We start from the raw sequence: 26407 nt of genomic DNA, 5'->3' as shown, positions 1-26407 counted from the left end.
TCTTCCATCGCGTGCGACAGCTTCTCCGACGGCGCGTCCGGCACGGTGGCCTTGTGCTTGCCGCTGAAGGCACCCACGTACTTGTCGCGGTGTGCGTCCTCGATGGCGTGCGGGTAGTGCAGGTCGAACGCGGGCCGCTCGGACCGGATCCGCGGCAGCTCCTTGAAGTTGTGCCGCGGCGGCGGGGTCGTGGTGGCCCACTCGAGCGAGTTGCCGTAGCCCCACGGGTCGTCCGCCGTGGTGATCTCGCCGTACCGGTAGCTCTTGAAGACGTTCCAGATGAACGGCAGCGTCGAGGCACCGAGGATGTAGGCGCCGATCGTGGAGATCGTGTTCAGCGCGGTGAAGCCGTCGCTCGCCAGGTAGTCGGCGTACCGGCGCGGCATGCCCTCGTTGCCCAGCCAGTGCTGGACGAGGAACGTCGCGTGGAAGCCGAGGAACGTGGTCCAGAAGTGCAGCTTGCCCAGCGGCTCGTCGAGCATCCGGCCGGTGATCTTCGGGAACCAGAAGTAGATGCCCGCGAACGTGGCGAACACGATCGTGCCGTAGAGCACGTAGTGGAAGTGCGCCACCACGAAGTACGTGTCCGAGACGTGGAAGTCGATCGCCGGGGCGGCCAGCAGGACGCCGGACAGACCACCGAAGAGGAACGTCACGATGAAGCCGATGCTGAACAGCATCGGGGTCTCGAAGGTCAACTGCCCCTTCCACATCGTGCCGATCCAGTTGAAGAACTTCACGCCGGTCGGGACCGCGATGAGGAACGTCATGAACGCGAAGAACGGCAGCAGCACGGCGCCGGTGGCGTACATGTGGTGCGCCCACACGGCCACGGACAGCGCCGCGATGCCCAGCGTCGCGTAGACCAGGCCGTTGTAGCCGAAGATCGGTTTCCGGCTGAACACCGGGAACACCTCCGACACGATGCCGAAGAACGGCAAGGCGACGATGTAGACCTCCGGGTGACCGAAGAACCAGAAGAGGTGCTGCCAGAGGATCACGCCGCCGTTGGCCGGGTCGAACACGTGCGCGCCGAGGTGCCGGTCCGCCAGCAGGCCGAAGAGGGCCGCGGTCAGGATCGGGAAGGCCAGCAGCACGAGGATGCTCGTCACCAGGATGTTCCAGGTGAAGATCGGCATCCGGAACATCGTCATGCCGGGCGCGCGGAGGCAGACCACCGTGGTGATCATGTTCACGGCACCGAGGATCGTGCCGAGACCACCGATGGCCAGACCCGTGATCCACAGGTCGGCGCCGACGCCGGGCGAGTGGATGGCGTTGCTCAGCGGCGTGTAGGCGAACCAGCCGAAGTCGGCGGCGCCGCCGGGCGTCACGAAGCCCGACATCACGATCAGGCCGCCGAAGAGGTACAGCCAGTACGAGAAGGCGTTGAGCCGGGGGAACGCCACGTCGGGCGACCCGATCTGGAGCGGCAGGATGAAGTTCGCGAAGCCGAACACGATCGGGGTCGCGTACAGCAGCAGCATCACCGTGCCGTGCATCGTGAAGAGCTGGTTGTACTGCTCGCTGGACAGGAACTGCATTCCGGGCTGAGCCAGCTCGGTGCGGATCAGCATGGCCATCGCGCCGCCCACCATGAAGAAGGCGAAGGACGTGACCAGGTAAAGGATGCCGATCTGCTTGTGGTCCGTGGTGCGGAACATCCGCAGCAGGAACGAACCCTTGACCGCTTCGCGCGCCGGGAAAGGACGCGTAGCGATCGGCTGCGGGGCTACGGCCGTCACGGTGCCTCCTGCACTGTTCACCTACATGGTGGCCTTGGTGGGACCAACGTCGTTCGGGCGCCATCGAACGGCGAGGACCGCCCAGTGGCTCACCGGATCGTAGACCGCGCTACCGGGGACGGCGTGATGGGGTGATGACCACCTCGCGCGCACGTAGCCCAGGTCACACCCGCTCGGCGGGTGAGGTCGCCCCGTGCTCGCACGGGGCCCGGTGGTGCTCGCGCCGCCGTTCCGCGTGTTCTCCGCGGACCGGCTCGCCGCCCCGGTCCACGCGGCTTCCACCGCGGGGACGTCCGCCGTGGACCCCCACCCGGCGCCCGCGGACCACGAGGAGCACGACGGCGGGCCGCACCCGTGCCCCGGTCTGGCCGTCACGGCCCTCGGCCTGCTCGCGCCGCACCTGACCAGGGGCGGCGTCCGCCTCGCGACGACGGTCGCCGAAGCCGCGCCGGTCACCCGCAGCCCTCGTGAGCGGCCACCCGCGTGGCGCGCTCCCGACCTGTCCCGGTTGCGCGCGCCGCGGCTTTGTGGAGCCGCCCGCCCCGCCACGGCACCTACCGGCGCGGACCTCGACCGCGCCTGGCCGACCGCGACGGTCGAGCACCACCGGGGAGCCCTCGGCACCGCGGACCGGCAGCCGGCGGCAGGCTCCGACGACGAGGTCGGGCGGTTCGCGGCGGGCGGAGATCGACAGGGTGACCCAGCTCCTGACCGAGGTCCGAGCACGCCGAAGGGGGCCCGCCGATGTCGGCGGGCCCCCTTTCCGGGCCGTGGTTACGCGACCGCGCGCACGGCGGCGACGATCAGGCCGGCGACCTCGTCGGGGCGGGACACGGCGATGGCGTGCGACCCGCCGTCGACCTCGACGGTGGTGGCGCCGAGGCGCTTCGCGGCGGCGCGCTGCGAGTCCGGGTGGATGGCGTTGTCGGCGGTCGCCACGGCGAACCACGAGGGCAGGGTCTTCCAGGCGGGCTCGACGCCCAGCGGCTCACCGAGCGCGTCCTGCGCCACCGGGCGCTGGCTGACGGCGGCCGTGGCGGTGAACTCGGCGGGCAGGTCGGCGGCGAACACGCTGGCGAACGCGTCCTGGCGGATCGTGAACTCGGTGCCGGTGCCGTCGGCGGTCGGGAACTGCCGGGGCACGAGCGACGTGCCCAGCTCGACCTCGGGGAACCCGGCGACGGAGCCGAGCGCGCTCTCGCCCTCGTCGATGCCGAACGAGGCCACGAAGACCAGGCCCTTCACGTTCTCCGCCTTCGAGCCCGCGTGCGTGATGACCGGGCCGCCGTAGGAGTGGCCCACCAGCACGACCGGGCCGTCGATCTGGTTGACGACGCTCGCCACGTAGTCGCCGTCGTGGGTGAGGCCGCGGAGCGGGTTGCCGACCGCGAGGGACTCGATGCCCTGGGCGCGGAGGCGCTCGACGACCGGGGCCCAGCTCGAACCGTCCGCGAACGCGCCGTGGACCAGGACGACGGTGGGGTTGGTGCTCATCTCGTTCTCCTTCGGGTCGTGACCGATGACGCAAAGCTAGCGCACGTTTAACTCGTGTGCAAGTTACTTGTATGCATACTACTGGCGTGCGTGGCATCATGGGTGGAGCGACCTGGAAGGGATGACCGATGACCACGACTCCGGAAGACCGCACGTCAGCCGTCGACGACCTGCTGTGCTTCGCGCTCTACGCGGCGTCGAGGGCGCTGACCGCCGCCTACCGACCGCTGCTCCAGGACCTGGGCCTCACCTACCCCCAGTACCTGGTGATGGTCGCGCTGTGGGAGCGGGAGTCCATGCCGGTCAAGGACCTCGGCGACGCCCTCCAGCTCGACTACGGCACGTTGACCCCGCTGCTCAAGCGCCTGGAGGCCGCGGGCCTGATCACCAGGCAGCGCCGGATCGACGACGAGCGCTCGGTCCAGGTGGGCCTGACGCCCGAGGGGTCGAGGATGCGCGAGGCCACCAGCTCCATCACCCCCGCCATCGGCGCCGCGATCGGCCTGCCGGAGGCCGAGGTCGAGCGGCTCCGGGTCTCCCTGCGCCAGTTGACCGCCAACGTGTCCGGCCGTGGATGAGCTGACCCGGCGCGGCGTGCGCGCCGCGGTGGCCGTCGCGGGCTCGCTGGGGCTGCGCGCGTCCGACCCGGTGGTGCTGCGCGACGTCAGCAACCTCCTGGTCCACCTGCGCCCGGCCCCGGTCGTGGCGCGGGTCGCGACCAGCACGGCGCTGGCGCGGGTGGACGTGGCCGAGCACTTCCGGCGCGCGGTGGACGTGACGGCCTACCTGGCGGGGCGGGGCGTGCCGGTCGTCGGCCCGCCCGACGAGGTGCCCGCCGGGCCGTTCACCCACGACGGCATGGTCGTCAGCTTCGCCGAGTGGGTCGCGCACGACCCGACGTGGGTGCCGACCGACTTCGCGCCCCGCCTGGCCGACCTGCACGCCGAGCTGCGCTCCTACCCCGGCCCGCTGCCCGACCGCGGCCCGCTGGCCGACATCGACGCCGCCCGAGCCGGGTGGACCCGCCCCGCGGACCAGCTGGACTCGTTCACGGCCGTGCGCGACGCGCTGGTGGAGCGGTGGCCCGCCGACGAGGTGCAGCCGCTGCACGGCGACGCCCACCCCGGAAACCTGCTGATGACGGCGAACGGGCCGGTCTGGAACGACTTCGAGGACACCTGGCGCGGCCCCGTGACGTGGGACCTGGCGTGCCTGGCCCTGACGGGCAGGCTGGACGGGATGGCGGCGGCGAGCGGCTACCCGGTGCCGCGCGGTGGACTCGCCTTCCCCCTGCGGCTGCGGAGACTGCACGCGGCCGGGTGGCTGACGGTGCTGGAGCGCCGCTTCCCGGAGTACCGGGACGCGGCCGACGAGCAGCTCGAAGCGGCGCTGGTGCCGCCGGTGGACCGGCCGCACTAGCGCGGTGACCTCGACCCCACCGGGTTCGCGGTCACCGCGCGAGCCGCGGGGCTCAGTCCGTCGCTTCGGGCGCGGCGGCCTTCACGTAGACCGTGCCGCCACCGGGCATTCGGCGGAAGAAGTCGACCGGGTTGACCGGCTGCCCCACGTGCCCGACACCTGCGGGGAACTGCGGTGCGGGAACGCCGACCGCGGGCTGCTGCGGCGGCACACCGAGGGAGTGGTTCGGCACCACTCGACGATCGTTGGGGCTCATGTGCTGTTGGTGTCTTCCTCTGATGCGGGGGCTGTGTCGATCAGCTGGTAGTCGGCGAGCATTCCCAGCGCGGTGGTCAACCGCTCCAGGACCTGGTTCTCCTCGACGTCCCACAACGCTCGTGCTGCGACGAGGTCGTCCCCGGTCCGGGGTCCACCGGTCTGGCGGACCAGGAGGTCGAGGACTGCTGCTGAATCGTTTTCCAACCAGAACAATTCGGGCGGTGAACCAGTACGTCCGACCACGGTGCGACCGGTCGGCAACAAACCGCTCGAACGCACTGCTGGATTCGTCACGTACGAATAGGACGAGGGCATTGACCTCGACGGGATACTAGATGCCTGCGGAACAGGCCGTTCCAGGAGGTCACCCAGCATGGTCCGCGCATCCTGGAGCAGGTGCAATGCGTGTTCCCGCAGCCATTCGCCGATCTCGGCGGCACGCTTCTCGGCGACGGGGAGCAGCGAGTCCGGCCCGGCGGGCAGACCGTTCGAGCCCCGCTCGAACTGGGCCAGACAAAGGTAGGCGTGCCACGCGGCGAACACCTGCTCGAACGGCCACCGCGCCCCCGACCACGATGGGGTGAACTCCTCCACTTCATCGGAATTAACGTGGAAGAAACGGCGAGTTATCGCGAGGTCGAAGAACTTCTCGTGCGCACCCTCGTGAATCAGCGCCTCGGCGACCTCGAACGCCGAGCCGGGGCGCGCGACGACGACCAGACCGGGGAAGTACCGGGAGGAGGCCGACACCAGTCCGCCCGCCGTCGCCGGGTCCACGACGGCGAGGAGGTCCACGTGGGTCAGCAGGTCCTCGGCGAGCGCTCCCCCGGCCTCGCGCACGAGCCGGACACCGTCGGCGACGACGGCCAGGACGTCGTCGAACCCCTCGTCGGCCGAGGTCACCAGCCGCAGGCCCGCGACCGGTCCGATGATGCGCAGCAGGTCGGCCAGCGCGTCCCGCGCCACCGGGTCGGCGACGACGGGCAGCCCCGCGTCCACGACGTCGCCGACCGCGGCCCGGTCCACGGCCAGGTCCCGACCGGCCAGGTCGACCTGGCCCGCGAGCGCACCGCCGAGCCGGTGGCGGACCAGGGGGCTGTCGAGCACGTCGTCGGGGACGGGACCGGCGACGCCGATCAGCTCGGCGGCGAGGCGGTAGAGCGCGCGGCGCTCGGCGACGATCTCATCGGGCCTCGCGAAGGCCGCGTGCACTGCAACTAGGTCCGGCGCCAACGACGACTCCGATATCACGGCCCCCGACGGACAGTGCGCGCACACTACTCCATCCGGGTACTCGCCAGACAACGCCCCGCTTGTCTGACAACCGACTGCTTGGCGGGGCACTCGCCCCACCAAGCCGCGCGGGTGGTCAGGCCGAGAAGATGTTCACCACGTTGACCAGGCCGACGATCGTGAAGGCGACCACCGCCAGCACGAACATGGTGAGCAACGTCCTCCAGCCGATGGCCATCACGGCGATGGCGGCCACTACGGCGATTCCTACTGCGCTTGTCGCGGGCATGACGACCTCCGGTGGGTGGGCGGCCGGGGCAACCGGGGTGCCGGGTTGTCCCACCTGAATCCTCCTGCCATGTCGGTTGTCTGTCAACCTACATCTTGCTGCCAGACAACTTGCCTCGGTTGTCGGACTGCCCTACGCTGTTGAGAATGCTTTTCGCCACGCAGAGAGGTCGTCGACGATGAGCGCCGAGCCGGGCGAGCCCGCGGCGAAGAGCGACGAGTGGGCGCTCTCCGCGGATTCACGCCGCCCGCTCCCGGACGTGATCGCCGACAAGCTGAGCGCCCAGATCGCGGGCGGCGAGTTCGCCGTCGGCGACCGGCTGCCGACCGAGCCCGAGCTGGCGAACCGGATGGGTGTCGCGCGCAGTTCGCTGCGGACCGCGTTGCAGCGCCTTCAGATCCAGGGGTTCGTCGAGGTCAAGCGCGGTCTTGGCTGGTACGTGCGGTCGACCGACACCTCCCCGGCCGAGGAGCCGCTCGGCGGTCTCGGCACGCACCGCTACCGGCCGACGGACCTGCTGGAGATGCGGATCGCGCTGGAGACGACGGCGGCGAGCATGGCCGCGATGCGGGCCGAGCCGGGTGAGCTGGACGAGATCGCGAAGCTGAGCGCCAAGCACCAGGAGGCGCCGCACACGGACAAGCACGAGCTGCTGCGGACGGACGAGGCGTTCCACGGCGCGATCGTCCGCGCGAGCCACAACGTGCTGTTCGAGCAGTCCTACCAGGCGTTGGAGCCGCAGCTTCGGGACTTCCGGTGGCACGGCCACGCGACCCGCGAGGTGCACAACCGGTCCGTCAACGACCACAACCAGATCGTCTGGTTCCTCCGCAGGGGCGACCAGGCGGGCGCGCGGGCGGCCATGACGACGCACCTGCTCGGGCTGTACCTCGACCTGAGCCCGGAGACGGGCGCCACGCTGAGCACCTACGCCGGTGACGGCGACGACGAACCTGAGTGGATCAAGGAGCCGTAGGGGGCAGATCAGCCGAACGGACCTGGTGGATCGCCGGTCCCGCTCCCACCATGGGAGTGCAGGGCGGTGAGAGGGGTACCTGACGGCGTGACGGACGATCGGGCAGGTCAGGGCGCCCTTCGTCCGCGCGGCAGGCGAAGCGTGCTCCTCGCTGCCCTGGGGCTGGCGGCGTTCGCCGCCGTCGACCTGGCCGTCGTGCTGCTCTGGCGTCCCGCCGACGACGACTGGCAGCTCGTCGTGCACCGCCTGCTGTTCGAACTCTGGCCGCTGCTCGTCATCGCCGCGTTCCTGATGACCGTCTACGAGGTGTACCTGCACCGCAGGCTGCTGTCGGAGATCGCCAGGATCGCCGGGCCGGGCATCGTGGAAACCCTGCTGCCGCAACAGGTGATGCGGACGTTCCTGTCGTCCATCTACGGCGAGAACGACGCGAACGACGACGTGCTCACCGGCGTGCTCGGCGGTGAGGGCCTGCGCCCGCTCGGCGGCGACCTGACGATCAGCACCCGCACGACGGTGGACTACGAGCTGCGGGCCGTCGACCACGAGACCTACCACCTGACGTCGACGGTGAGCTACAGCTTCCGCAAGAACGTCGCCGTGGACCAGTTCGTCATCTTCGCCACCAGCAACGCCCTGCTCCGGGACTCGATCATCAACGGGTCCCGGCTGCCGCTGTTCGAGCTGTGGTTCATCCCGGACACCGCGCTGTTCCAGGACTCGACCGAGGACATGGCCCACTCGGTGCGGATCGGCATCGACTACGTCGACGGCGAGGGCCAGCACCGGGTCGCCGAGTCGAGCCGGATCAGCCTCCACGACGTGAGCTTCGGCCAGTGGGCCGACTACCTGACGTTCTTCCGCGAGGCGATGGGCCCGCTCCCCCGGCAGAACCCGCGCAGCCACCTGAGCGACCTGCGGATCTTCCGGTGCGACCTGAGCGGGATCGCCGACGACGACCACGTGGTGCACGCCATCGAGCGGTTGACCGTGCGGTCGACGACGAGGCAGCGCATCGACGACGGGTACTGCTACTGGCAGTCGCCGTACCCCTGCTACGTCGAGCGGATCACCATGAACGCGAAGGAGCTGGCCGTCGACAGCGCTCCCACCAGGGAGTTCCGGATCGTGCCGTTCACGTTCCGGTCCAACACGTCGTCGGCGCGGTGGCTGCGGGCGGACGAGCTGGGCGACCTGGACGTGCGGTCGTGGCTGCTGCCCGGTCACGGGGTGGCGCTGCTCTGGCGGGACCAGGTGCCCTGACGTCCTTGCAGAACCCGAACACTCGCCGCACGATCCGCTCACCCGAGCCCGGCAGGGTCGTCCCCATGACGACCTGGACTCGAATCATCGCCGTCGCGGGCACCTCCGCGGCACTGGGGCTCGCGCTGTCCGGCACGGCGGGCGCCGACGAGACCCCGACGGGCCCCGCGCCCATGACGATCAGCGCCGAGCAGGTGAAGAAGCGCTGCGAGGAGCGCGTGCCGAAGATCGAGGCGCGGATCAAGGCCGCCACCGACCGGATCAACGGCGACGCCTCCACGCGCGGCTCGACGAAGTGGCTGGAGGCCCAGGCGAAGGCGGCTCGGGACGCGGGCAAGGAGTCGAAGGCCAAGCTGTTCGACGCGCGCAAGGAGGTGCGGGGCGAGCGGGTGACGAAGCTGGCCGACGCGCAGAAGCGGATCGACGCGTTCCAGACCGAGCACTGCGCCTACCCCGGCGGCACGAAGTGAGAGCGCTGGCCCTCGTCGTCGCCCTCGTGGCCGCGGTGGGGCTCGCGGGCTGCCAGGACGAGGCCAGCCCGTCGACCGGCAACCCGGACGCGGAGCTGAGCAGCATCGAGTCGACGCTGAACGGCGTCGAGGCCGACCTCGACGAACCGTGACAGCATGGCCCACCGTGCAACCGGACCAGTCTGCCCGCGGCCTCGTGCTGGTGGTCGAGGATGAGCGCGCCATCTCCGACCTGATCTCGCTCTACCTGCGCCGGGACGGGTTCGGCGTGCACGTCGAGTCCGACGGGCGGGCGGCGCTGGCGGCGCTGCGCCGGTTGAAGCCGGTCGCGGTGCTGCTGGACGTCGGCCTGCCCGGCATCGACGGGGTCGAGGTGTGCCGGACGATGCGGGCCGCGGGCGACTGGACGCCGGTGCTGTTCGTGACGGCGCGCGACGACGAGGTGGACCGCGTCCTGGGCCTGGAGATGGGGGCGGACGACTACGTCACCAAGCCGTTCAGCCCGCGTGAACTGGCCGCTCGCGTGCGCACCGTGCTCCGCCGCGGTGCGCACGCGAGCGCGCCCGAGCACGTCGTCGGTGCCGTGAGGCTGGACGCCGAGCGGCGGCGGGTGTGGGCGGGCGGGGACGAGGTCCCGCTGACGTCGACCGAGTTCGAGCTGCTCGCGCACCTGATGAAGCACCCCGGCCGGGTGTTCGAGCGGGAGCAGCTGCTCAGCGCGGTGTGGGGGTACGCGGCGGTGGCGGGCACCCGCACCGTGGACGTGCACGTCGCCCAGCTGCGCGCGAAGCTCGGCGCGCACAGCCCGATCCGCACCGTGCGGGGCGTCGGCTACTCGGTGGAGGCCCCGTGAGGTCCAGCCTGGCGTTCCGGATCACCGCGCTGTGCCTCGCGGTCGCCGGGATCGCGGTGGTCGTCGCCGGGCTGGTGTCCGTGCGGCTGGTGGTCAACACGGCCCGTGAGGTGAGCCGGACGGCGTTGGCGAACCAGGCGGACACCGTGGCCGACCAGATCGGGGAGACGCCGCGCGGGCGGGTCGTGGCCGTGTTGCAGGGGCAGAAGATCTCCGTGGTGCGGATCGGGGCCAACGGCGTGCTGCGCGGGGACGCGACCGCCGTGCGGGCGGTGCGGGACGCGGGGCGGACGAGCGGGGTCACCGGCGGGTGGATCGTGGAGGTGCGCGACCGGTTCGCCCTGGTGCAGGAGGCGGACTACGGGACGTCCACCACGCGGAAGCTGGTGCGCAACATCGCGCTGGCGCTGGGGTTGGGCCTGCTGATCGCCGGGGTGGCCGGACTGGTGCTGGGGAACCTGCTGTCGCGACCGCTGCGCCGCACCGCCGGGGTGGCGTTGGCGATGAGTTCCGGGCGGCGGGACCTGCGGGCGCCCGAGCACGGGCCCACGGAGGTCGCCGAGGTGGCCGGGGCGGTCAACGGGTTGGCGGACGCGTTGCAGCGGAGCGAGTCGCGGCAGCGGGAGTTCCTGCTGTCGGTGTCGCACGAGCTGCGGACGCCGTTGACGGCGGTGATCGGGTTCTCCGAGTCGCTGGCCGACGGGGTGGTGACCGGGCCCGACGTGGTCGCCGTCGGGCGGACCATCCAGGAGGAGTCGCGGCGGTTGGACCGGCTGGTGTCGGACCTGCTGGACCTGGCCCGGCTGGGGGCGGACGACTTCCGGTTGGACGTCACGCCCGTCGACCTGGTGCCGGTCGTGCGGGCCGCCGCCGACGTGTGGCGCGCGCGGTGCGCGGCCAAGGGGGTGCTGTTCAGCCTCGAGGTGCCCGACGCGCCGGTGGTGGTGCCGACCGACGCCCGGCGGGTGCGGCAGGTGATGGACGGGTTGCTGGAGAACGCGGTCCGGGTGACGCCCGCCGGGCGGGTGGTGGTGCTGTCGCTCGGGTCGGTGGTGCAGGTGCGGGACGGTGGGCCGGGGCTGTCCGAAGAGGACTACGCCATCGCGTTCGACCGGGGGGCGTTGCACGCCAAGTACTCGACCACGCGGCCGGTGGGGACGGGGGTGGGGTTGGCGCTGGTGCACGGGTTGGTCACGCGGTTGGGTGGGACGATCTCGGCCGGGCCCGCTCCCGAGGGTGGGGCCTGCTTCACGATGACGTTGCCCGGTGGGGTGTGACGTGGAAGCGCTGTGGGACGACGCCGTTCGGGTGCTGGGTGGGGTGCCCCGGCCGACCGACCTGTGGGAGAGGTACACGGAGCCGCACCGGGCGTACCACAACGCCGACCACGTGCGGCAGGTCGTGCGGGACGCGGTGGGTCTGTGCGTCGGGTGTTCCGCTCGGGAGGTCGCCGTGGTGACGTTGGCCGCGCTGGCCCACGACGTGGTGTACGACGGGAAGCCGGGGGATGACGAGCGGCGGTCCGCGGAGTGGGTGCGGGACCAGTTGGCGGCTGCCGGAGTCGCCGGCCCGGACGTGGCTCGGGTGGAGGGGTTGGTGTTGGCCACGCTGACGCACGAGGTCGTGCCGGGGGACCGTCTCGCCGCGGTGCTGCTCGACGCCGACCTGGCCGTGCTGGGCTCTGATCCGGCTGGTTATGAGCGGTACCGGGCTGCTGTGCGGCTGGAGTACTCGCACGTGCCCGAGGAGGCCTGGCGGGTGGGGCGGGCGGCTGTGCTGGCGTCGCTGGTGGGGCGGGAGCCCTTGTACATCACCGAGGTGGCGCGGGAGCGTTGGAGTTCGGGCGCGCGGCGGAACATGGTTCGGGAGTTGGCTTCGCTCGGAGGGTGAGCGTGCCTGTTCCAGCGGACGGGTGAGCGTGCCGGTTCCGGCGCGGTGTGGCCGATTTGACTCGGGGACCCCTCGATCCGACCCTTTGGCGGGCTGGAAAGGGCGGGTGGGAAGCCTTTGCCCGACACAGGCCAAGGGTCGAACCCCCCGAGTGAAATCGGCCGCGCTTCTCAGGTCGTGGCTGCCGGTTCCGTCGTGGATGGCCGGTGGGAGGACCTGTGTCCCTCCATCAAGGTGTCGAAGGTCGGGAAGTCGTCTGCGATCTTGCTGCCGGTGAAGTTGCCCACCCAGCCGTCGTCGTCGTGGAAGAAGCGGATCGAGATGTAGTCCGGGGTGGTGCCCATGTCGAACCAGTGGGTGGTGTTCTTCGGGACGCTGAGCAGGTCTCCCGCTTCGCAGAGGATGCCGTAGACCTTGTTCTCCACGTGGAGGTAGAAGACTCCTGCTCCTCTGGCGAAGAAGCGGTCCTCGTCGTCGTCGTGGGTGTGTTCCGCCAGGAACTTCTTGCGGGCCTCGGCCGCGTTCTCCTGCCACTCCGGGTCGGTCGAGGGGGTCATGTGCATGGCGTCCACGAGGATGTAGCCCTCGGTCTCCACCACCCGGTCCACGTGCGGGCGGTAGGCGGCCAGCACCTCTTCCGACGTCGGCGTTGGCGGTAGGCCTTCCGCTACCGGCCAGTTCTCGTAGCGGACGCCCAACCGCTTCAGCTCCACGGCGATGTCGCCGGGGGTGCTGGTCCTGGTGAGGACCGTTGTCGGGTCCGAGTCGGGCCAGACTGTCAGCAGGGTCATGGGGTTGCCCTCCTCGTTTCGACGGTGAAGCGGAGCAGCCAGTCGAGGCATTCCGCCCGGTGCCTGGCCTGGTGCAGGTCGTCCCCCCAGACGTACACCCCGTGCCGGGCCACGATCAAGGCCGGCGTGTCCTCGCGGTAGCAGGCTTCGAAGGCGTCGCCCAGCACGCGCATGTCCTGCGAGTTGGGCACGACGGGGATGAGGACGTCGTCGTCGTGGGCGGCCCTGCCGAAGCCCTTGAGCATCTCCAGGTCGCGCAGGGGAACGCCGTCCGGCCAGTGCTCCCCCGCCACGACCGGTGCCACGGCGTGGACGTGGACCACCGCGCCCGCGCCGGAGACGGCGGCGATGCGGCCGTGCAGGCCCGCTTCCGCCGAGGGGGTCTTGACCGGGTCGGTGGTGTCGCCGTTGGCGTCGATCACCACGACGTCGTCCTCGGTCAGTTCGCCCTTGTCCTTGCCGCTGACCGTGACGGCCAGGCTGAGGGGGTCGCGGTCGAGCACCACCGAGAGGTTGCCGGAGGTGCCGCGCATCCAGCCCATGGCGGTGTAGCGGGCGCACTCGGCGGCCAGGGCCCGACCTGCTTCGTCCAGGTTCACGGGAGCGCGCGGACCGTCCTGTGCGGGGTGAAGTCGGCTTCGCCGTACGGTTCACCGATCCTGGCCACGCCGACGGTCCCCCAGCCCGCCGCCGCGGCGGCGTGGAGCTCGGCGGGGACGTCGGAGTAGAAGACGATGTCGTCGGGTGCGGCGCCGAGGGCGGCGGCGATGGTCTTGTAGGACTGCTCCTCGCGCTTCGGGCCCGCGTTGACGGTGTCGAAGTGGTGCTCCAGCAACGGGGTCAGGTCGCCGTCGGTGGTGTGCGCGAAGAACGCCACCTGGCCCGCGACCGAACCGGACGAGAAGACGGCCAGCCGGGAACCGCTCGCGTGCCAGGCCCTGAGGGCGGGGACGACGTCGGGGAAGAACTCCGCCACGAGGTCGCCCTCGGCGTAGCCGCGCTGCCAGATCAGGCCCTGCAACGTCTTCAGCGGGCCGATCTTCTGGTCGCGGGTCATCCAGTCGTGCAGCACGGCGACGAGGTCGGCCGTGGTGGCGTCCGCGGGCAGGTCCGCCAGCTCGCGGATCTGGGCGACCGCCTCGACCACGGCGGGGTCGTCGGGGTGCTCGTCGATCCACGGGCCGAGTCGGGGCCGGGCGTAGTCGTAGAGGACCACGAGGACCTGGTCGGTCGAGCTGAGGGTGCCCTCGATGTCCAGGACTACCCACGTGGGGGTGCTCACTGCTGTTCTCCTCGGTAGTAGTCGGCCAGGCGGTCCGGGGCGTAGACGCCGCGGTCGGTGACGATCGACGTGACGAACCTCGGCGGCGTGATGTCGAACGCCGGGTAGTGGCCGCGCACCCGGTGGCTGGCGGTGCGGGTGCCCCGCGCGGTCAGGACCTCGTCGCCGTCGCGGTACTCGATGGGGACGTCGGACGCCGTGGGGGCCAGGCGGTCGGGGGCCTGGACCAGCGCGTGGAACGGGACGTCGAACGCGCTCGCCGCCACGGCCAGGCCCAGGGTGCCGATCTTGTTGACGACGTGGCCGTCCATGGTGACGCGGTCGCCGGCCGTGACCAGCGCGTCGACCTCGCCGGAGCTGAGGACGGCCGCGCCCGTGCCGTCGGTGATGACGGTGGTGTCGACGCCCATCTCGGCCAGGGTTTCGGCCGTGAGGCGGGCGCCCTGGAGGTACGGGCGGGTCTCGGTGCAGATGAACCGCAAGCGCTTGCCATCGCGCTGGGCCGCGGAGACGGTCTCCGTCAGGTAGAGGTCGGCCCAGCAGTGGGTGAGCACGCAGGCGTCGTCGGGCAGCAGTGCGGCGGTGGCGGTGCCCAGCGCGCGGCTGCGGGAGCGGTAGCGCTCGTCCCCTGCCCGCGCGCCCGCCAGCGCGGCGGCTTCGAGGTCCGCGCCCGTGCACGGACCCGCCGCGTCCACGGCCGTCAGCACGGCCGCGACCGCCTTGCGCAGGTGGTTGTTGGTGCGGCGGGTGTTCTCCAGCCGTTCGGCCGCGCGGCCGAGGTGGGCGCGGGCGTCGGCGGCGTTCAGCGGTGCCGCTTCGCGGGCCGCGAGGACCAGGCCCCACAGCACCGCGAAGTACGGGCCGGACGACTGCGTGACCATGTCCTCGATGGACCTGGCGACGGCCTCGACCGTGGTGCAGCGCACCCACGTCCGCTCGAACGGGAAGTCGCGGCGGTCGAGGACGTGCACGCCGTCGGCCTCCAGCCGGACGCTGTTCGCGAGCACCGGCTCCATCAGGTGTACCCGGTGAACGGTGCCCGTCCGCCGGTCAGGAAGTACTCCCCCACCTCGCGCGCCTTGTAGCTGACCGGGTCGTGCAGGGTCAGGGTGCGGGAGTTGCGCCAGAACCGGTCGAAGCCGTAGCCGGAGGCCGTCGCGCGGGCTCCGCACAGCTCGAACACCTTGGACGTGGTGTCGTTGACGACCCTCGTCGAGAAGACCTTGGCCGACGAGATCGCGGCGGCCGTCGCGCCGCGCTGGTCGGCGGTCAGCTCCGGGCCCGCGTCGGACGCGGCCAGCAGCGCCTCGGACGCGTGGTCGGCGAGCAGGCCCGCCGCCTCGACCTGCGCGACCAGCTCGCCGTAGGTGGCGAGGACGTACGGGTCGTCCGTGGCGCTGTCGACGCCGCTGAGGAACCACGGCCGCGTGGTCGACCGCGTGTAGCGGGCGGCCTCGGCCAGGGCGCCCTCGGCGATGGCGACGTGGAGCTGGGCCAGCACGAGCTGGAAGCCCAGCGCGGCCAGCGACAGGCGCGGCGAACCGCCGCCGTCGGGTTGCACGCCGAGCACGTTCGCGGCGGGCACGAACACCTTCTCGAAGACGACGCCGCCGCTGGCGGTGAGGCGCTGCCCCATGTTGTTCCAGTCGCCCGCGAACGACAGGCCGGGCGCGCCGCCGTCGAGCAGGAACGTCAGCTTCTCGCCGTCGTCCGTGCGGGTGGCGCTGACGACCAGCCGGTCGGCCAGCGCGGCGCCGGTGGCGAACGTCTTGCGCCCGTCCACGGCGTAGCCGCCGTCCACCGGCGTGAGCTGGAGCGCCGCGTCGAGCGGGTTGCTGACACCGGCCCAGAACAGGTTGTCACCGGTCTCGAAGGGCGTGTCGAACAGCCCGCTGCGCCAGATCTGGAGGTAGTGGTAGCCGAGCAGGTGCCCGATGTTCGCGTCCGCCGCGCCGACCACCCTGGTGACGGCCTGCTGGGTCGTCCAGTCCGGGATCGTCAGGAGGCCGGACTGCTTGAGCAGCTCCAGCTCCCGCACCGGGGACCCGCCGAGTCGATCGCGCTCGGCGGCGTCGACGCGCAACGCCGTCGCCAACTCCTCGGCGACGGTCAGCCACTTCTGCCGCCCCTCGGTGAACGTCATGCAACTGCCTCCAGGCTCCGCGTCGCGCCCGGTCCGCCGGCCGCACGGTCGAGCCTAATGGCCGGTCACGGTGCGTGGATGAGCGTCTCGCCACATGAACACCGTTTCGGTCTGGCGGGCGGGCGCGGACACCTCGACACGCGGTGGCCGTCGCGGCACCGGGCGCTCCCCGGCTGGTCAGAGCCCTTCGATCGGTCGTCGCGGCCCTCCCGGCGGTCTCCGCGGAGCAGCGGTGCCCTGCCCCCGGACGCCGGGCGCGCCGTCACCCGCACCTATCGTGGTCCACCATGAGAAGCACTCGGGCGGCTCTCCACGGTGCCGCGGACCGGTCCGCCGACGGGCGGCCCGCGCACCTGGTCGTCGCGGAGCGGTTGATCGACAACCTCCCCGCCGACCGGAACGTCTACAAGGACCCGTCCCAGCGGAACGTGGTCCGGTGGGGCAGGCCGGGGGTTCCCGAGAGCTGGACCAACCAGAGCCAGTGCGCGTCGTTCATCACGGCCGTGCTGCGGCGGGCCTACCCGAAGTGGGCCACGCGGTGGTTCTTCGCGAAGCACTTCGGGTCGCGCAGCCCGTACGCGCGGGGCTACCTGACCGCGTTCGCGAGCGGTCGGGTGCCGCACTTCTCCGTCGTCGAGGAGGTCGCGGACCTGAAGCCCGGCGACCTGGTCGCGATCGACTTCCGGCAGGACCAGGGCACCAACACGGGGCACATCGTGATGGTGCGGGAGGTCAAGGAGGTCTACGACGGGCGGAGCGCGTTCGCGGGCGAGACGCAGTACGCGGTCGAGGTCGTGGACTGCACGTCGGAGCCGCACGGCGTGTTCGGCCTGGGGGACTACCCGAGGTTCCCGGACAGCCGGATCGTCGACGGGACCACGCAGCGCACCGGCGCGGGCTACGGGCACATGATGTTCTACGCCTCCGACGCCACCGGCGGGTTCAGCCGGTACCGCTGGAGCGTCAACAGTTCCGCGTCGCGCACCACACTGGAGCGACCGATCGTCGCCGTGCGCGTGGATCCTGGGCTGTTCGGGTGAGCGGTTCGCGGCTGGGCTAACACCCCTCGGACACCGGGCGACAGCAAGGTGATCCGAGAGGAAGTGCGCGATGGCCGCGAGGAAGTCCGCCAGGGGCCGCGACGAGCTGATGGTCTCGCTGCGGCGGTTCATCCGCTCCAGGGGCTCGGACTTCCTGCGGGACGACAACGTGTCGTCCATCGGCGTGGGGTACAAGCACCAGGACGGCAAGCCCACCGAGGAGATCTCCGTCCAGTTCACCGTGCGGCGGAAGGCGCTGCCGGAGCAGCTGGAGGCGCTGGGCACCGTCGAACTGCCCAAGGTGGTCGTGGTGGACGGCGTCGAGGTCCCGACGGACGTCCTGGAACGGGACTACAAACCGGACTTCACGGTCGTGCCCGAGGCCGCGGCGGTCGAGCGCAAGACGCGCGTCGACCCGATCGCGCCCGGTGCGAGCGTCGGCCACGTGCGGGTCAGCGCGGGCACGATCGGCTGCGTCGTCTACGACAGGGCCGACGGCACGCCGTACGTGCTGAGCAACTGGCACGTGCTGCACGGGGCGAGGGGCGAGCTGGGCGAGGACGTGGTGCAGCCCGGTCCTCACGACGACAACCGGGTCGACCGCAACCGGCTGGGCAGGCTGGTGCGCTCCTACCTCGGCAAGGCGGGCGACTGCGCCGTCGCGTCCATCGAGGACCGCGACTTCGACCCGACCTCGATCGAGCTGGGCGTCGCGGTGAACCGGATCGGCGAGCCGGAACTGGGCGACAAGGTCGTCAAGAGCGGCCGGACGACCGGGGTCACGCACGGGGTCGTCCGGCGCGTCGACACCCTCGTGAAGATCGACTACGGCGGCACGGCGGGCGAGTGCGAGATCGGCGGCTTCGAGATCGGCGTCGACGAGCGGAACAAGCCCGCCGACGGCGAGATCAGCTCCGGCGGCGACTCCGGCGCCGCCTGGGTGTTCAAGCTCGGCAACGGCCGTCCGAGCCGGGTCCTGGCCGGTCTGCACTTCGCGGGCGAGGGCGGCGGGGACCCGGACGAGCACGCGCTGGCGTGCCTGCCCCGCTCGGTGTTCGAGAAGCTGGAGATCACGCTCGACCCGCCCCGCGTCCCGGCCGAGGCGGTGTCCGCGGGCTACGACGCCGACTTCCTCGGCACCCGCGTGGAGGCGCCCGCGCTGACCGCGTCCACGAAGGACGACGCGCTGCTCGTCGGCGGCACCGAGCGGATCGACTACACGCACTTCTCGCTGGCCATGAGCAAGTCGCGCAGGTTCGCGCTGTGGGTGGCGTGGAACGTCGACGGCGGGTCGATCCAGAAGCTGGACCGCAGCGGCATCCCGTTCGTCAAGGACACCCGTCTCCCGGCCGAGTCCCAGGTCGGCGACGAGCTGTACCGGAACAACCGGCTCGACCGCGGCCACCTCGCGCGCCGCGCCGACCTGCTGTGGGGCTCGAAGGCCGCCGCGCGCAGGGCGAACACGGACTCCTTCTGCTTCACCAACATCGCGCCGCAGAGGGACGACTTCAACCAGAGCGCCCGCGACGGCCTGTGGGGCAGGCTGGAGGACGCCCTGTACGCCGACGTCGAGGTGGACGACCTGCGGGTGTCCGTCAGCGGCGGGCCGGTGTTCGGGGGCGACGACCGGGTCTTCCGCGGTGTCGCGCTGCCGCGCGAGTTCTGGAAGGTCATCACGTTCGCCGAGGCGGGTGTGCTGAGGACGAGCGCGTTCCTGCTGACGCAGAACCTCGACCAGCTTGAGGCGCTGGACCTCGACGAGTTCCGCGTCTTCCAGGTGACGATCGCCGAGCTGGAGCAGCGGACCGGCCTCAAGTTCGACCAGGTGCTGCACGACGCCCAGGTCGTGGCTCCCGAGGTGCTGGAGGCGGCGGACCGCGCACCGCTCTCCAGCACCGACGAGATCCGCTGGTCGTGAAGGGGTAGAGCGCGTTCAGGTCGACCGCGGCGGCGAGCGCCGCGTCGCCCGCGTCGGTCGGGTGCGGGTGGTCGCCCGAGTCGTGCTCGGCGCTGAGGCGCAGCGGGTCCGCGGGCCGCGCGGGGCGGCGTCGAGGTCCAGCAGGCCGCCGGTGCGGATGAACTCGTTCACCGCGCCTCGGGTCGCCCCCGTGGACCCGGCCGGGACCGTGGCGCCCTGGCGCCCGCTGAACGTCAGCGGGCGCGCCGAACCCCCGACCGCGGTGGCGTTCCCGGCGTTGGCACGCAGGGCGGTGGACGCGTGGTCGAGCACCAGCGGACCGGTGCCGAACCCGGTGGAGGACCGCACGACGCCGGAGCCCGGCACCACGAAGGACCAGGCGTCGGACGGGGAACAAGTCCCTCCCCGCCGCTCCGGCCCGAAGCGGGTCGACGGCCGGCGTGCGGCAGGTCGCGCCGTGGCGTTCTCGTCCGGAACCGACGGGCCGAGATGCGCTAAGATCGGATATCAGATATGAAAGTGTCGTTCTGTGCCGGTGCCGACTCGCTCGCGGAGGCGGTCGGCGAAGACCGGGCTCGGGCCTAAGATCGGACGACCGGGTCGGAAGGGGAACGAGGGAGGATGGCCACAGTGCCCAAGGACGCGTCGTCACGTCTGCCGCGGTTGACACCGCCACCGCGGACGATGCTGCGCGACACGGTCTACGAGGCCATCAAGGGCATGCTGATGGACAACGACCTCGCTCCGGGGGCCCGGCTCTCCATCGACGGCATAGCCCGTGAGCTGGAGGTCTCCCCCACACCGGTCCGCGAGGCGATGACCAAGCTCGAATCCGACGGCCTGGTCGCGAAGCGCCCCCACGCGGGCTACACCGTCGCCCCGCTGATGGACCAGGTGTCCCTGGACAACCTGTACGAGTTCCGCCTGCTGATCGAACCGGCAGCCGCCGGGCTGGCCGCGAGCGGCGCCTCCAAGGCGCAGGTGAACCACCTCCGGAAGGTCATCGGCGACATGGCGGGCCGCCCCCACGGCGAGAACTACCAGGGGTACCGGGACTTCGCGGTGCTGGACGCGCTGCTGCACCGGACGATCGCCGAGGCGTCGGGCAACCACCTGATCGTCGACGCGCTGTCGCGGCTGCACGCCCACACGCACAACTACCGGCTGTACTTCCGCGCCGGCATGGCGGACGAGACCAAGCGCGAGCACGAACGGGTGGTGCAGGCCATCGCCGACCAGGACCCCGAGGCCGCCGAGGCCGCCATGCGGGCGCACCTCACCTCGTCCAGGGCCCGCCTGCGCGCCGCCTACCCCAGGCGGTAGGGGGTCCCAGCACCACGGCCCGGCAGCGCTCAGCGTCGACCACGCGGGCGTCCCGACCGCGCCTGGCGGGCAGCACCTCGGCGACGTCCCGCGCCGGCAGGTCCTCCGCGTCCAGGCCGTGGGCCGGCGTGGGGCGCACCGGCGGGTAGGACGGACGCGGGGCGCGGCCCGTGAGCACGAGGGCGGTACGGCCGCCGTGCTCCGACACCGCGGGACCGGCCCGCGGCGAGGTCGACGCGGAGGACGGTGCTCACCCGGCGTCCTGGTGGATCAACCCCATCACCCGGTGGCTCGTCGGCTCGTAGTCGTGGTCGTTGTCGACCTCGCCGCACACGTGGAAGTCGCGCATCACCACGATCCGGTCGGCGAGGGTGACCATCTCGACCAGGTCGCTGGTGATCAGCAGGACCGCGAGCCCGTCGGTGGCCAGCTGCCAGATCAGCTCGTGGAACGCGGCCTTGGTGCGGACGTCGATGCCGACCGTGGGCTCGTCGATGATGAGGATCTCGGTCTCGGCGGCCAGCCACTTGGCCAGGCTGACCTTCTGCTGGTTGCCGCCGGACAGCTCGCCGACGAGCTTGTCCGTGGACGACAGCCGGATGCCCAGCCGTTCGACGTAGGTCTCGGCCAGCGCGCGCTCGCTCTTCGCGGACACGCCGCCGATCCGCCTCTGGATGCGGTCCCACACCGCCACGGCGATGTTCCTCGCGACCGGCTGGTCCAGGAACAGCCCCTCCTCCTTGCGGTCCTCGGGCACGTAGCCGATGCGGTGCGTGCGCAGCGCGTCGCGCACGTCCCTGATGCGCACGGACCTCCCGCGCACCCGCAGTTCGCCGGAGGTGATGGCGGACAGCCCGAGCACGGCCTTCGCCAGCTCGCTGCGCCCCGCGCCCACGAGCCCGTAGAGGCCGAGGACCTCCCCCGGCCGCAACGAGAACGAGACGTCGCGGTGCCCGACGGCGGTGGAGACGTCCACCAGCTCCAGCACGGGTTCCGCGGTGGCGGCGGGCCGGGCGGGCAGGTCGACGGCGCTGTGCGCGCGGCCGACCATCGCGGTGATCAGGTCCTGCTTGGCCAGTTCCCCCAGCGGCACGGACTCCAGCACGGACACGCCGTCGCGCAGGACGGTGACCGTGTCGCAGAGCTCGTAGACCTCTTCGAGCTTGTGGCTCACGAACAGCACGGCGGTCCCGTTGTCGCGCAGCTTGCGGATGACCTCGAACAGCCGCTCGACCTCGCTGGGCGTGCTCGCGGTGGTCGGCTCGTCCAGGAGCAGCACGCTGCTGTTCATCGACAGCGCCTTGGCCACCTCGACCAGCTGGAGCTGCGACACGGGCAGGCCGCGCACGCGGCGGTCCGGGTCCAGGTCGAGGTCCAGCAGGTGCAGGCACCGCTCGGCCTCCGCCCGGATGGCGGCCCGGTCGAGCAGGCCGCCCCTGGCGGGCAGGCGTTGCAGGGCGATGTTCTCGCCGATGGAGAACTCCGGCACGAGGTTGCGCTCCTGGTGCACCACGCCGACGCCCGCGCGGGACGCGGCCTGCGGCGAGTCCAGGTGCACCTCGGTGCCGCCGACCGACAGCGTGCCGCCGTCCGGCCGGTGCACGCCGGTGAGGATCTTGATCAGGGTGGACTTCCCGGCGCCGTTCTCGCCGAGGAGCGCGTGCACCGAGCCGGGCTCGATCCGCAGGCTCGCCCCGTCCAGCGCCCGAACGCCGGGGAACAGCTTCACCAGGTCCTGTGCGATGAGCACTACGCCGCCCCTCGACGGTGGGTGAGCACGACGGTGCCGAGCACCACCGCGCCGACCACGAAGTTGACCCAACTGGGGTTCAGCGAGAACTGCGCGCGGGCCACGTCGACCAGCCGGATGATGACGGCGGCCAGCACGGTCCCGGACACCGACACGGCCCCACCGGACAGGGCGACCCCGCCGATGATGGGCGCGGCGAAGCTGGCCAGCAGCCAGTCGCCGCCGATGCTCTGGTTCACGCCCGGCGCGGACGCCAGCGTGACGACCGCGGCGACGCCGACCAGCAGTCCGGACAGCGCGTGGGCCAGGACGATCGACCGGTTGTTGGAGATGCCGGACAGCCTGGCGGCCACCGGGTTGCCGCCGCTGGCGAGCAGGTACCGGCCCAGCACGGCTCGGCGCAGGAAGACCGCCAGCACGACGGCGACGGCCAGCGCGACCAGGAACACCACGGGGATGTGGAAGACCGCTGCCCGGCCGAGGTCCCGCAGCACCGGCGAGTAGTCCGAGACCGTGGTGGTGCCGACCAGTTCGTACTGGAGGCCGGTCAGGACCGTCATCGTGGCGAGGGTGACGATGAACCCGTTGATCCGGGTCAGCACCACCAGCACGCCGTTGAGCGTGCCGAACAGCGCCCCGAGCACCAGCGCGCCCGGCACGGCGAGCCAGACCGGGACCCCGTGCTGCGCCATGGCGACACCGCCCGCGCAGGCCACGAACCCGCCGAGCGCGCCGACGGACAGGTTCATCTGCCCGACGGCCAGCGCCACGAGCTGCGCGAGTCCGATGAGGACCGGAACGGCCAGGTAGGCGAAGAAGGTCTCGACGGCGGAGCCGCTGAGCAGCGCACCGCCGGAGGTCACCACCAGCGCGGTGTAGCCGACCACCGCCACCACGGCGAGCGTGGTCTCGTTGGACTTGAGCCGTGCGTCGAGCGTGATCACCGCCGGACCGCCTTCCGCTCGGAGATGACCTGGCGCACGCGGTCGAGCGACAGCGCGGCCAGCAGGATGATCCCCAGCGAGATCGACAGGCTCTGCACGCTGGCGCCCAGCATCGTGAGGCCCTGCCGGATGACCTGGGTCAGCGACGTGCCGAGGAACGTGCCGATGATCGACACAGCGCCGCCGGTCAGCAGCGTCCCGCCGAGCACCGGCCCGAGGAACGACGGGAGCATGAACTCCGCCCCGATGGTCGCGGTGAACGAGCCGCTGGTGACCGCGAGCATGAAGCCCGCGAGCGCCGCCAGTCCGCCGGACAGCGCGTGCGCGCCGACGATCCGGCGGTCGACCGGGATGCCCGACAGCTCGGCGGCCACGGCGTTGCTGCCGACCATGAGCATCTCGCGGCCCGTGCGGGCGCGGGAGTAGAGGTAGCCGACCGCGAGCATGGCGGCCACCGCGAAGACCGCGAGCTGCGGGATCGCGCCCGTGCCGCAGATCGGGCCGACGCAGACGTCCGCAAGCGAGAACGTGCGGAGTTCCTGCATCCCAGGGGGTTTCGTCGTGAACGCCGCGGAGGCCGTCAGCTCGGAGTAGACCAGCGACACGAACCCCAGCAGCGCGAAGTCCATCGCCAGCGTGACCACGAACGAGTTCACCCCCGACGAGGTGATGATCAGCCCGGTCAGGGCGCCGATCGCGGCCCCCGCGGCGACCCCGATGACCAGCCCGACGTGCAGCGGCAGGTGCCACTGCTCGTAGGCCAGACCCGTGAACATCGCGCCGAACGCCGCCATCCGCCCGACCGCGATGTTCAGGTGCCCGATGGACAGCACGGCGAGCTGCGCCAGCCCGACCACGGTCAGCGTGGCCACGTCGCGCAGCAGCGGGAAGACCACGAACCGCTCGTCGAAGAACGTGGGGATCATCGACCCGAAGACCGCGACCAGCAGGACGAGCAGCAGCACCAGACCGGTGCGCTGGTCGGCGAGCGACCGCCGGAGGACCTGGGGGGTCACGCGACTCTCCGGTCGTCCATGGCGTCGCGGTCCCACGCGATGCCCAGGCCGGGCGCCGACGGCGCGACGGCCTGGCCGTCCTCGACGGCCATCTCCGCCGTCGTGATCGACCGGAGCTGGGGGATGTGCTCGACGTACCGGCCGTTGGGGACGGCCGCGGTGAGGCTCACGTGCAGCTCCATCAGGAAGTGCGGGCACACGGCCACGTTGAACGCCTCGGCCAGGTGCGCGACCTTGAGCCACGGCGTGATGCCGCCGACGCGGGCCACGTCCACCTGCACGATCGACGCCGCGCCGCGCTGGAGGTAGTCGCGGAACTGGCCGACGGAGTACAACGACTCGCCCACGGCGATCGGGATGCTGGTGGAGCGGGCCAGCCGCTCGTGCCCGGCGACGTCGTCGGCGGGCAGCGGTTCCTCCAGCCAGAACAGATCCGCGGGCGCGAACGCCTCCGCCCGCCGGATCGCCTCGGCGGCCGTCATGGACTGGTTCGCGTCGACCATGAGGTCGAACCGGGGTCCGACGGCGTCCCGCACGGCCATCAGGCGTTCGAGGTCCTCGTGCGCGGTCGGCTTGCCCACCTTGACCTTGACGCCGTTCCACCCGGCGTCGACGGCGGCCTCCGCGCCGAGCACCAGCTCGTCGGTGCTCAGGTGCAGCCAGCCGCCTTCGGTGTCGTACAGGGGAACCACGGGCCGGAAACCGCCCGCGACCCGCCACAGCGGCTCGCCCGCGCGAAGGCACTTGAGGTCCCACAGCGCGGTGTCGACCGCCGCGAGTGCGAGCGACGTGATGGCCCCGACGGTCGTGGCGCGGGTGAACGCGAACAGGTCGTGCCACACGCCTTCCACGAGCCGGGAGTCCTGGCCGATCAGCCTCGGCAGCAGGTGGTCCCGGAGCAGCGCGTGCACCGCGGTCCCACCCGTGCCGATCGTGTAGGAGTAGCCGAGCCCCACGGCGCCGTCGTCCGTGCCCACCTCCACGAAAACGGTCTCCTGCTTGAGGAAGGCCTGCACCGCGTCGGTGCGGACCTGCTCCACCTCCAGGTCGACGATGAACGCTTCGGCTCTGCTGACGACGGCCACCGCGGGCCCCTCTCCGTGCGCTGGTTCAGGTCAGGAGCACTTGAGGACGCTGCTCTTGAACTGCTCGGTGAGCTGCGTCGTCTTGGCCTCGCGCTCGGTGTCGTAGGTGTCGACGTTGGCCTGGGTGATCACGAACGAGCCGGAGTCGACGGCCGTGCCGGGGGTCGCCACCGTGCAGGCGCCGGTGGCGAGCTGGGTCAGCGCCCACCCGCCGACGTAGGCCTGGCCGGTGGGGTTCTGCGCGATGGTCGCCGCCACCGAGCCGTCCTTGATGCCCGCCAGGATGGTCGCGTCGTCGTCGATCGCCACCACCTTGATCGGCAGTCCGGCCGACTTCACCCCGGCCGCCGCCGCGACCGCGGGGTTGTACGCGGTGGTGACGACGCCCTGGATCTGGTTGCCCTGCGCGGAGAGCAGGTCGGCCACGGCCTTCTGCGCGGTCTGGAGGTCCTTGTCGATGTCCGGGATGGTGGTCAGGATGGTGACCTCGCCGCCGGTCTCGTCCACGGCCTTCCGCACGCCCGCGATGCGGCGCTGCGTGTTGGCGTCGACGTTGTTGCCGGTGAGGTGGACCAGCTTGCCGGTGCCGCCCATCGCCTCGATGGCGGTCCTGGCCGCCTTGTACGCGGCCTCGCCGACGTCGGTGGACAGGCAGAAGTCGGCCTCGTTCTCGTCACCGGCCGGGCAGGAGCCCAACGAGGCCACGGTGATGCCCTTGGCCTTCAGGTCGGTGAACGTGCTGTTGATGTCCGTCGGGGAGACGCCGAAGATGCCCATCGCGTTGTAACCCTGCGACGCCAACGAGTTCAGCGCGCTGTTCTGCTTCGCCTGGTCCCACTGGCTGGTCTCGTCGAAGACCGTGCCGCCGACCTCGAAGTCGGCCTTCACCTGGTCGGCCGCGGCCTTCCACGGCTGGAAGTACGGGTGCGGGCCGCCGGGCACGAAGGCGACCTTGACGCTCGACGCGTCCTTCTTCTCGGGCCCGGCCGCCGACCGCCCGGCGTCCGATCCCCTGGTGGTGCATCCGACCGTGACCGCGAGCAGCCCTACGGCCACCGCGCACAGCCTGGTCCGCTTCGCGAACGGCCTCATCGCCAGCCTCAATCCTATAGGATATTGGATAGCTGATTTCTACGACACGGTGAACGAAGTGTCAACAGGGTCGCCGCGCGGGACGTGGACAATCGTTACCAGCCCGCACGATGCGTGTCACGCCGGTGCGCGG

29 protein-coding genes are annotated in these 26407 nt (G+C 71.4%); 12 read left to right on the top strand and 17 right to left on the bottom strand.

Going from position 1 to position 26407, the window contains the following annotated elements; translation table 11 throughout:
- The 3 genes from ctaD to VFZ92_RS37430 all read right to left on the bottom strand — a co-directional run.
- Positions 1–1745: cytochrome c oxidase subunit I (ctaD, locus tag VFZ92_RS37440; protein ID WP_330881931.1), on the bottom strand; the 1745-nt coding region annotated here is incomplete at its 3' end.
- Positions 1746–1908: 163 nt separating this feature from the next.
- Positions 1909–2145 (bottom strand): hypothetical protein, encoded by a 237-nt coding sequence (locus VFZ92_RS37435; RefSeq protein ID WP_330881929.1) that lies wholly within the window; start codon positions 2143–2145, stop codon positions 1909–1911.
- 374 nt (positions 2146–2519) lie between these two features.
- Positions 2520–3239, bottom strand: a complete 720-nt coding sequence (locus VFZ92_RS37430) for an alpha/beta hydrolase (protein ID WP_330881927.1) — start codon at positions 3237–3239, stop codon at positions 2520–2522.
- A 128-nt stretch (positions 3240–3367) separates the two neighbouring features.
- Here VFZ92_RS37430 and VFZ92_RS37425 point away from each other — a divergent pair, with 128 nt between their 5' ends.
- Positions 3368–3817, top strand: coding sequence for a MarR family transcriptional regulator (locus tag VFZ92_RS37425; RefSeq protein ID WP_330881925.1), 450 nt, complete (start codon positions 3368–3370; stop codon positions 3815–3817).
- On the top strand, positions 3810–4658 hold the full coding sequence (locus tag VFZ92_RS37420) for an aminoglycoside phosphotransferase family protein (protein ID WP_330881923.1): 849 nt from the start codon (positions 3810–3812) through the stop codon (positions 4656–4658). Before VFZ92_RS37425 ends, VFZ92_RS37420 begins: the two co-directional genes overlap by 8 nt.
- Before the next feature lie 52 nt (positions 4659–4710).
- Here VFZ92_RS37420 and VFZ92_RS37415 read toward each other — a convergent pair whose 3' ends face one another.
- The 3 genes from VFZ92_RS37415 to VFZ92_RS37405 all read right to left on the bottom strand — a co-directional run bounded on the left by VFZ92_RS37415 (position 4711) and on the right by VFZ92_RS37405 (position 6438).
- The gene (locus tag VFZ92_RS37415) at positions 4711–4914 is read right to left on the bottom strand and encodes a hypothetical protein (protein WP_330881921.1); all 204 of its coding nucleotides are present in this window, start codon (positions 4912–4914) and stop codon (positions 4711–4713) included.
- On the bottom strand, positions 4911–6128 hold the full coding sequence (locus VFZ92_RS37410) for an aKG-HExxH-type peptide beta-hydroxylase (RefSeq protein ID WP_330881919.1): 1218 nt from the start codon (positions 6126–6128) through the stop codon (positions 4911–4913). The genes VFZ92_RS37415 and VFZ92_RS37410 overlap by 4 nt, the downstream gene beginning before the upstream one ends.
- 157 nt (positions 6129–6285) lie before the next feature.
- Entirely contained in the window at positions 6286–6438 is a 153-nt protein-coding gene (locus VFZ92_RS37405; RefSeq protein WP_330881917.1) for a hypothetical protein, read from the bottom strand.
- Between the two features lie 178 nt (positions 6439–6616).
- Here VFZ92_RS37405 and VFZ92_RS37400 point away from each other — a divergent pair, with 178 nt between their 5' ends.
- The 7 genes from VFZ92_RS37400 to VFZ92_RS37370 all read left to right on the top strand — a co-directional run bounded on the left by VFZ92_RS37400 (position 6617) and on the right by VFZ92_RS37370 (position 11890).
- Complete coding sequence (locus VFZ92_RS37400) at positions 6617–7414, top strand: FadR/GntR family transcriptional regulator (RefSeq protein WP_330881914.1); 798 nt, start codon at positions 6617–6619, stop codon at positions 7412–7414.
- 141 nt (positions 7415–7555) lie between these two features.
- Positions 7556–8677 (top strand): hypothetical protein, encoded by a 1122-nt coding sequence (locus tag VFZ92_RS37395; protein WP_330881912.1) that lies wholly within the window; start codon positions 7556–7558, stop codon positions 8675–8677.
- A gap of 65 nt (positions 8678–8742) precedes the next feature.
- Positions 8743–9147, top strand: a complete 405-nt coding sequence (locus tag VFZ92_RS37390; protein WP_330881910.1) for a hypothetical protein — start codon at positions 8743–8745, stop codon at positions 9145–9147.
- Complete coding sequence (locus VFZ92_RS37385; protein ID WP_330881908.1) at positions 9144–9299, top strand: hypothetical protein; 156 nt, start codon at positions 9144–9146, stop codon at positions 9297–9299. The genes VFZ92_RS37390 and VFZ92_RS37385 overlap by 4 nt, the downstream gene beginning before the upstream one ends.
- Positions 9300–9313: 14 nt before the next feature.
- Entirely contained in the window at positions 9314–10000 is a 687-nt protein-coding gene (locus tag VFZ92_RS37380) for a response regulator transcription factor (RefSeq protein WP_330881906.1), read from the top strand.
- Complete coding sequence (locus VFZ92_RS37375) at positions 9997–11277, top strand: HAMP domain-containing sensor histidine kinase (RefSeq protein WP_330881904.1); 1281 nt, start codon at positions 9997–9999, stop codon at positions 11275–11277. Before VFZ92_RS37380 ends, VFZ92_RS37375 begins: the two co-directional genes overlap by 4 nt.
- Before the next feature lies 1 nt (position 11278).
- Entirely contained in the window at positions 11279–11890 is a 612-nt protein-coding gene (locus VFZ92_RS37370) for a hypothetical protein (RefSeq protein WP_330881902.1), read from the top strand.
- Positions 11891–12060: 170 nt separating this feature from the next.
- On the opposite strand, the gene VFZ92_RS37365 is transcribed toward VFZ92_RS37370, so the two are convergent.
- From VFZ92_RS37365 to VFZ92_RS37345, 5 genes are read right to left on the bottom strand one after another with little or no spacing between them, the layout of a single operon-like run.
- Positions 12061–12681, bottom strand: a complete 621-nt coding sequence (locus VFZ92_RS37365; protein WP_330881900.1) for a cupin — start codon at positions 12679–12681, stop codon at positions 12061–12063.
- Positions 12678–13280: a methylthioribulose 1-phosphate dehydratase gene (gene mtnB / locus VFZ92_RS37360; RefSeq protein WP_330881899.1), complete on the bottom strand. Its 603-nt coding sequence runs from the start codon at positions 13278–13280 to the stop codon at positions 12678–12680. The genes VFZ92_RS37365 and mtnB overlap by 4 nt, the downstream gene beginning before the upstream one ends.
- A complete protein-coding gene (gene mtnC / locus VFZ92_RS37355) occupies positions 13277–13963 on the bottom strand; it encodes an acireductone synthase (protein WP_330881897.1) in 687 nt (228 codons plus the stop codon). The genes mtnB and mtnC overlap by 4 nt, the downstream gene beginning before the upstream one ends.
- The gene (locus VFZ92_RS37350; protein WP_330881895.1) at positions 13960–14979 is read right to left on the bottom strand and encodes a s-methyl-5-thioribose-1-phosphate isomerase; all 1020 of its coding nucleotides are present in this window, start codon (positions 14977–14979) and stop codon (positions 13960–13962) included. Before VFZ92_RS37350 ends, mtnC begins: the two co-directional genes overlap by 4 nt.
- On the bottom strand, positions 14979–16106 hold the full coding sequence (locus VFZ92_RS37345; protein ID WP_330881893.1) for an acyl-CoA dehydrogenase family protein: 1128 nt from the start codon (positions 16104–16106) through the stop codon (positions 14979–14981). The genes VFZ92_RS37350 and VFZ92_RS37345 overlap by 1 nt, the downstream gene beginning before the upstream one ends.
- 287 nt (positions 16107–16393) lie before the next feature.
- On the opposite strand from VFZ92_RS37345, the gene VFZ92_RS37340 reads away from it, so the two are divergent.
- Complete coding sequence (locus tag VFZ92_RS37340) at positions 16394–17146, top strand: hypothetical protein (protein WP_330881891.1); 753 nt, start codon at positions 16394–16396, stop codon at positions 17144–17146.
- Between the two features lie 70 nt (positions 17147–17216).
- Positions 17217–19064 (top strand): DNA/RNA non-specific endonuclease, encoded by a 1848-nt coding sequence (locus VFZ92_RS37335; RefSeq protein WP_330881889.1) that lies wholly within the window; start codon positions 17217–17219, stop codon positions 19062–19064.
- 15 nt (positions 19065–19079) lie between these two features.
- Here VFZ92_RS37335 and VFZ92_RS37330 read toward each other — a convergent pair whose 3' ends face one another.
- Positions 19080–19433 (bottom strand): hypothetical protein, encoded by a 354-nt coding sequence (locus VFZ92_RS37330; protein ID WP_330881887.1) that lies wholly within the window; start codon positions 19431–19433, stop codon positions 19080–19082.
- A 252-nt stretch (positions 19434–19685) separates the two neighbouring features.
- Between VFZ92_RS37330 and VFZ92_RS37325 the strand changes: the two genes are divergently transcribed.
- The gene (locus VFZ92_RS37325) at positions 19686–20387 is read left to right on the top strand and encodes a GntR family transcriptional regulator (RefSeq protein WP_330881885.1); all 702 of its coding nucleotides are present in this window, start codon (positions 19686–19688) and stop codon (positions 20385–20387) included.
- Between the two features lie 250 nt (positions 20388–20637).
- On the opposite strand, the gene VFZ92_RS37320 is transcribed toward VFZ92_RS37325, so the two are convergent.
- The 5 genes from VFZ92_RS37320 to VFZ92_RS37300 are packed head-to-tail and all read right to left on the bottom strand — an operon-like array spanning position 20638 to position 26286.
- Positions 20638–22137 carry a sugar ABC transporter ATP-binding protein gene (locus tag VFZ92_RS37320; RefSeq protein WP_330881883.1) on the bottom strand — a complete coding sequence of 500 codons (1500 nt, stop codon included), beginning with the start codon at positions 22135–22137 and terminating at the stop codon, positions 20638–20640.
- Entirely contained in the window at positions 22137–23081 is a 945-nt protein-coding gene (locus VFZ92_RS37315; protein WP_330881881.1) for an ABC transporter permease, read from the bottom strand. The genes VFZ92_RS37320 and VFZ92_RS37315 overlap by 1 nt, the downstream gene beginning before the upstream one ends.
- Positions 23078–24097: an ABC transporter permease gene (locus tag VFZ92_RS37310; RefSeq protein WP_330881879.1), complete on the bottom strand. Its 1020-nt coding sequence runs from the start codon at positions 24095–24097 to the stop codon at positions 23078–23080. The genes VFZ92_RS37315 and VFZ92_RS37310 overlap by 4 nt, the downstream gene beginning before the upstream one ends.
- Entirely contained in the window at positions 24094–25182 is a 1089-nt protein-coding gene (locus VFZ92_RS37305; protein WP_330881877.1) for a mandelate racemase/muconate lactonizing enzyme family protein, read from the bottom strand. Before VFZ92_RS37305 ends, VFZ92_RS37310 begins: the two co-directional genes overlap by 4 nt.
- A gap of 30 nt (positions 25183–25212) precedes the next feature.
- Positions 25213–26286, bottom strand: coding sequence for a sugar ABC transporter substrate-binding protein (locus VFZ92_RS37300; RefSeq protein ID WP_330881875.1), 1074 nt, complete (start codon positions 26284–26286; stop codon positions 25213–25215).
- Between the last annotated feature and the right edge of the window lie 121 nt (positions 26287–26407).

Origin of the sequence: Umezawaea sp., assembly GCF_036375055.1 — a bacterium.
In the GTDB taxonomy this organism is placed as follows: domain Bacteria; phylum Actinomycetota; class Actinomycetes; order Mycobacteriales; family Pseudonocardiaceae; genus Umezawaea.
Note: the sequence above shows the minus strand (reverse complement) of the source record. Positions and strands in the feature narration are given on the sequence as shown.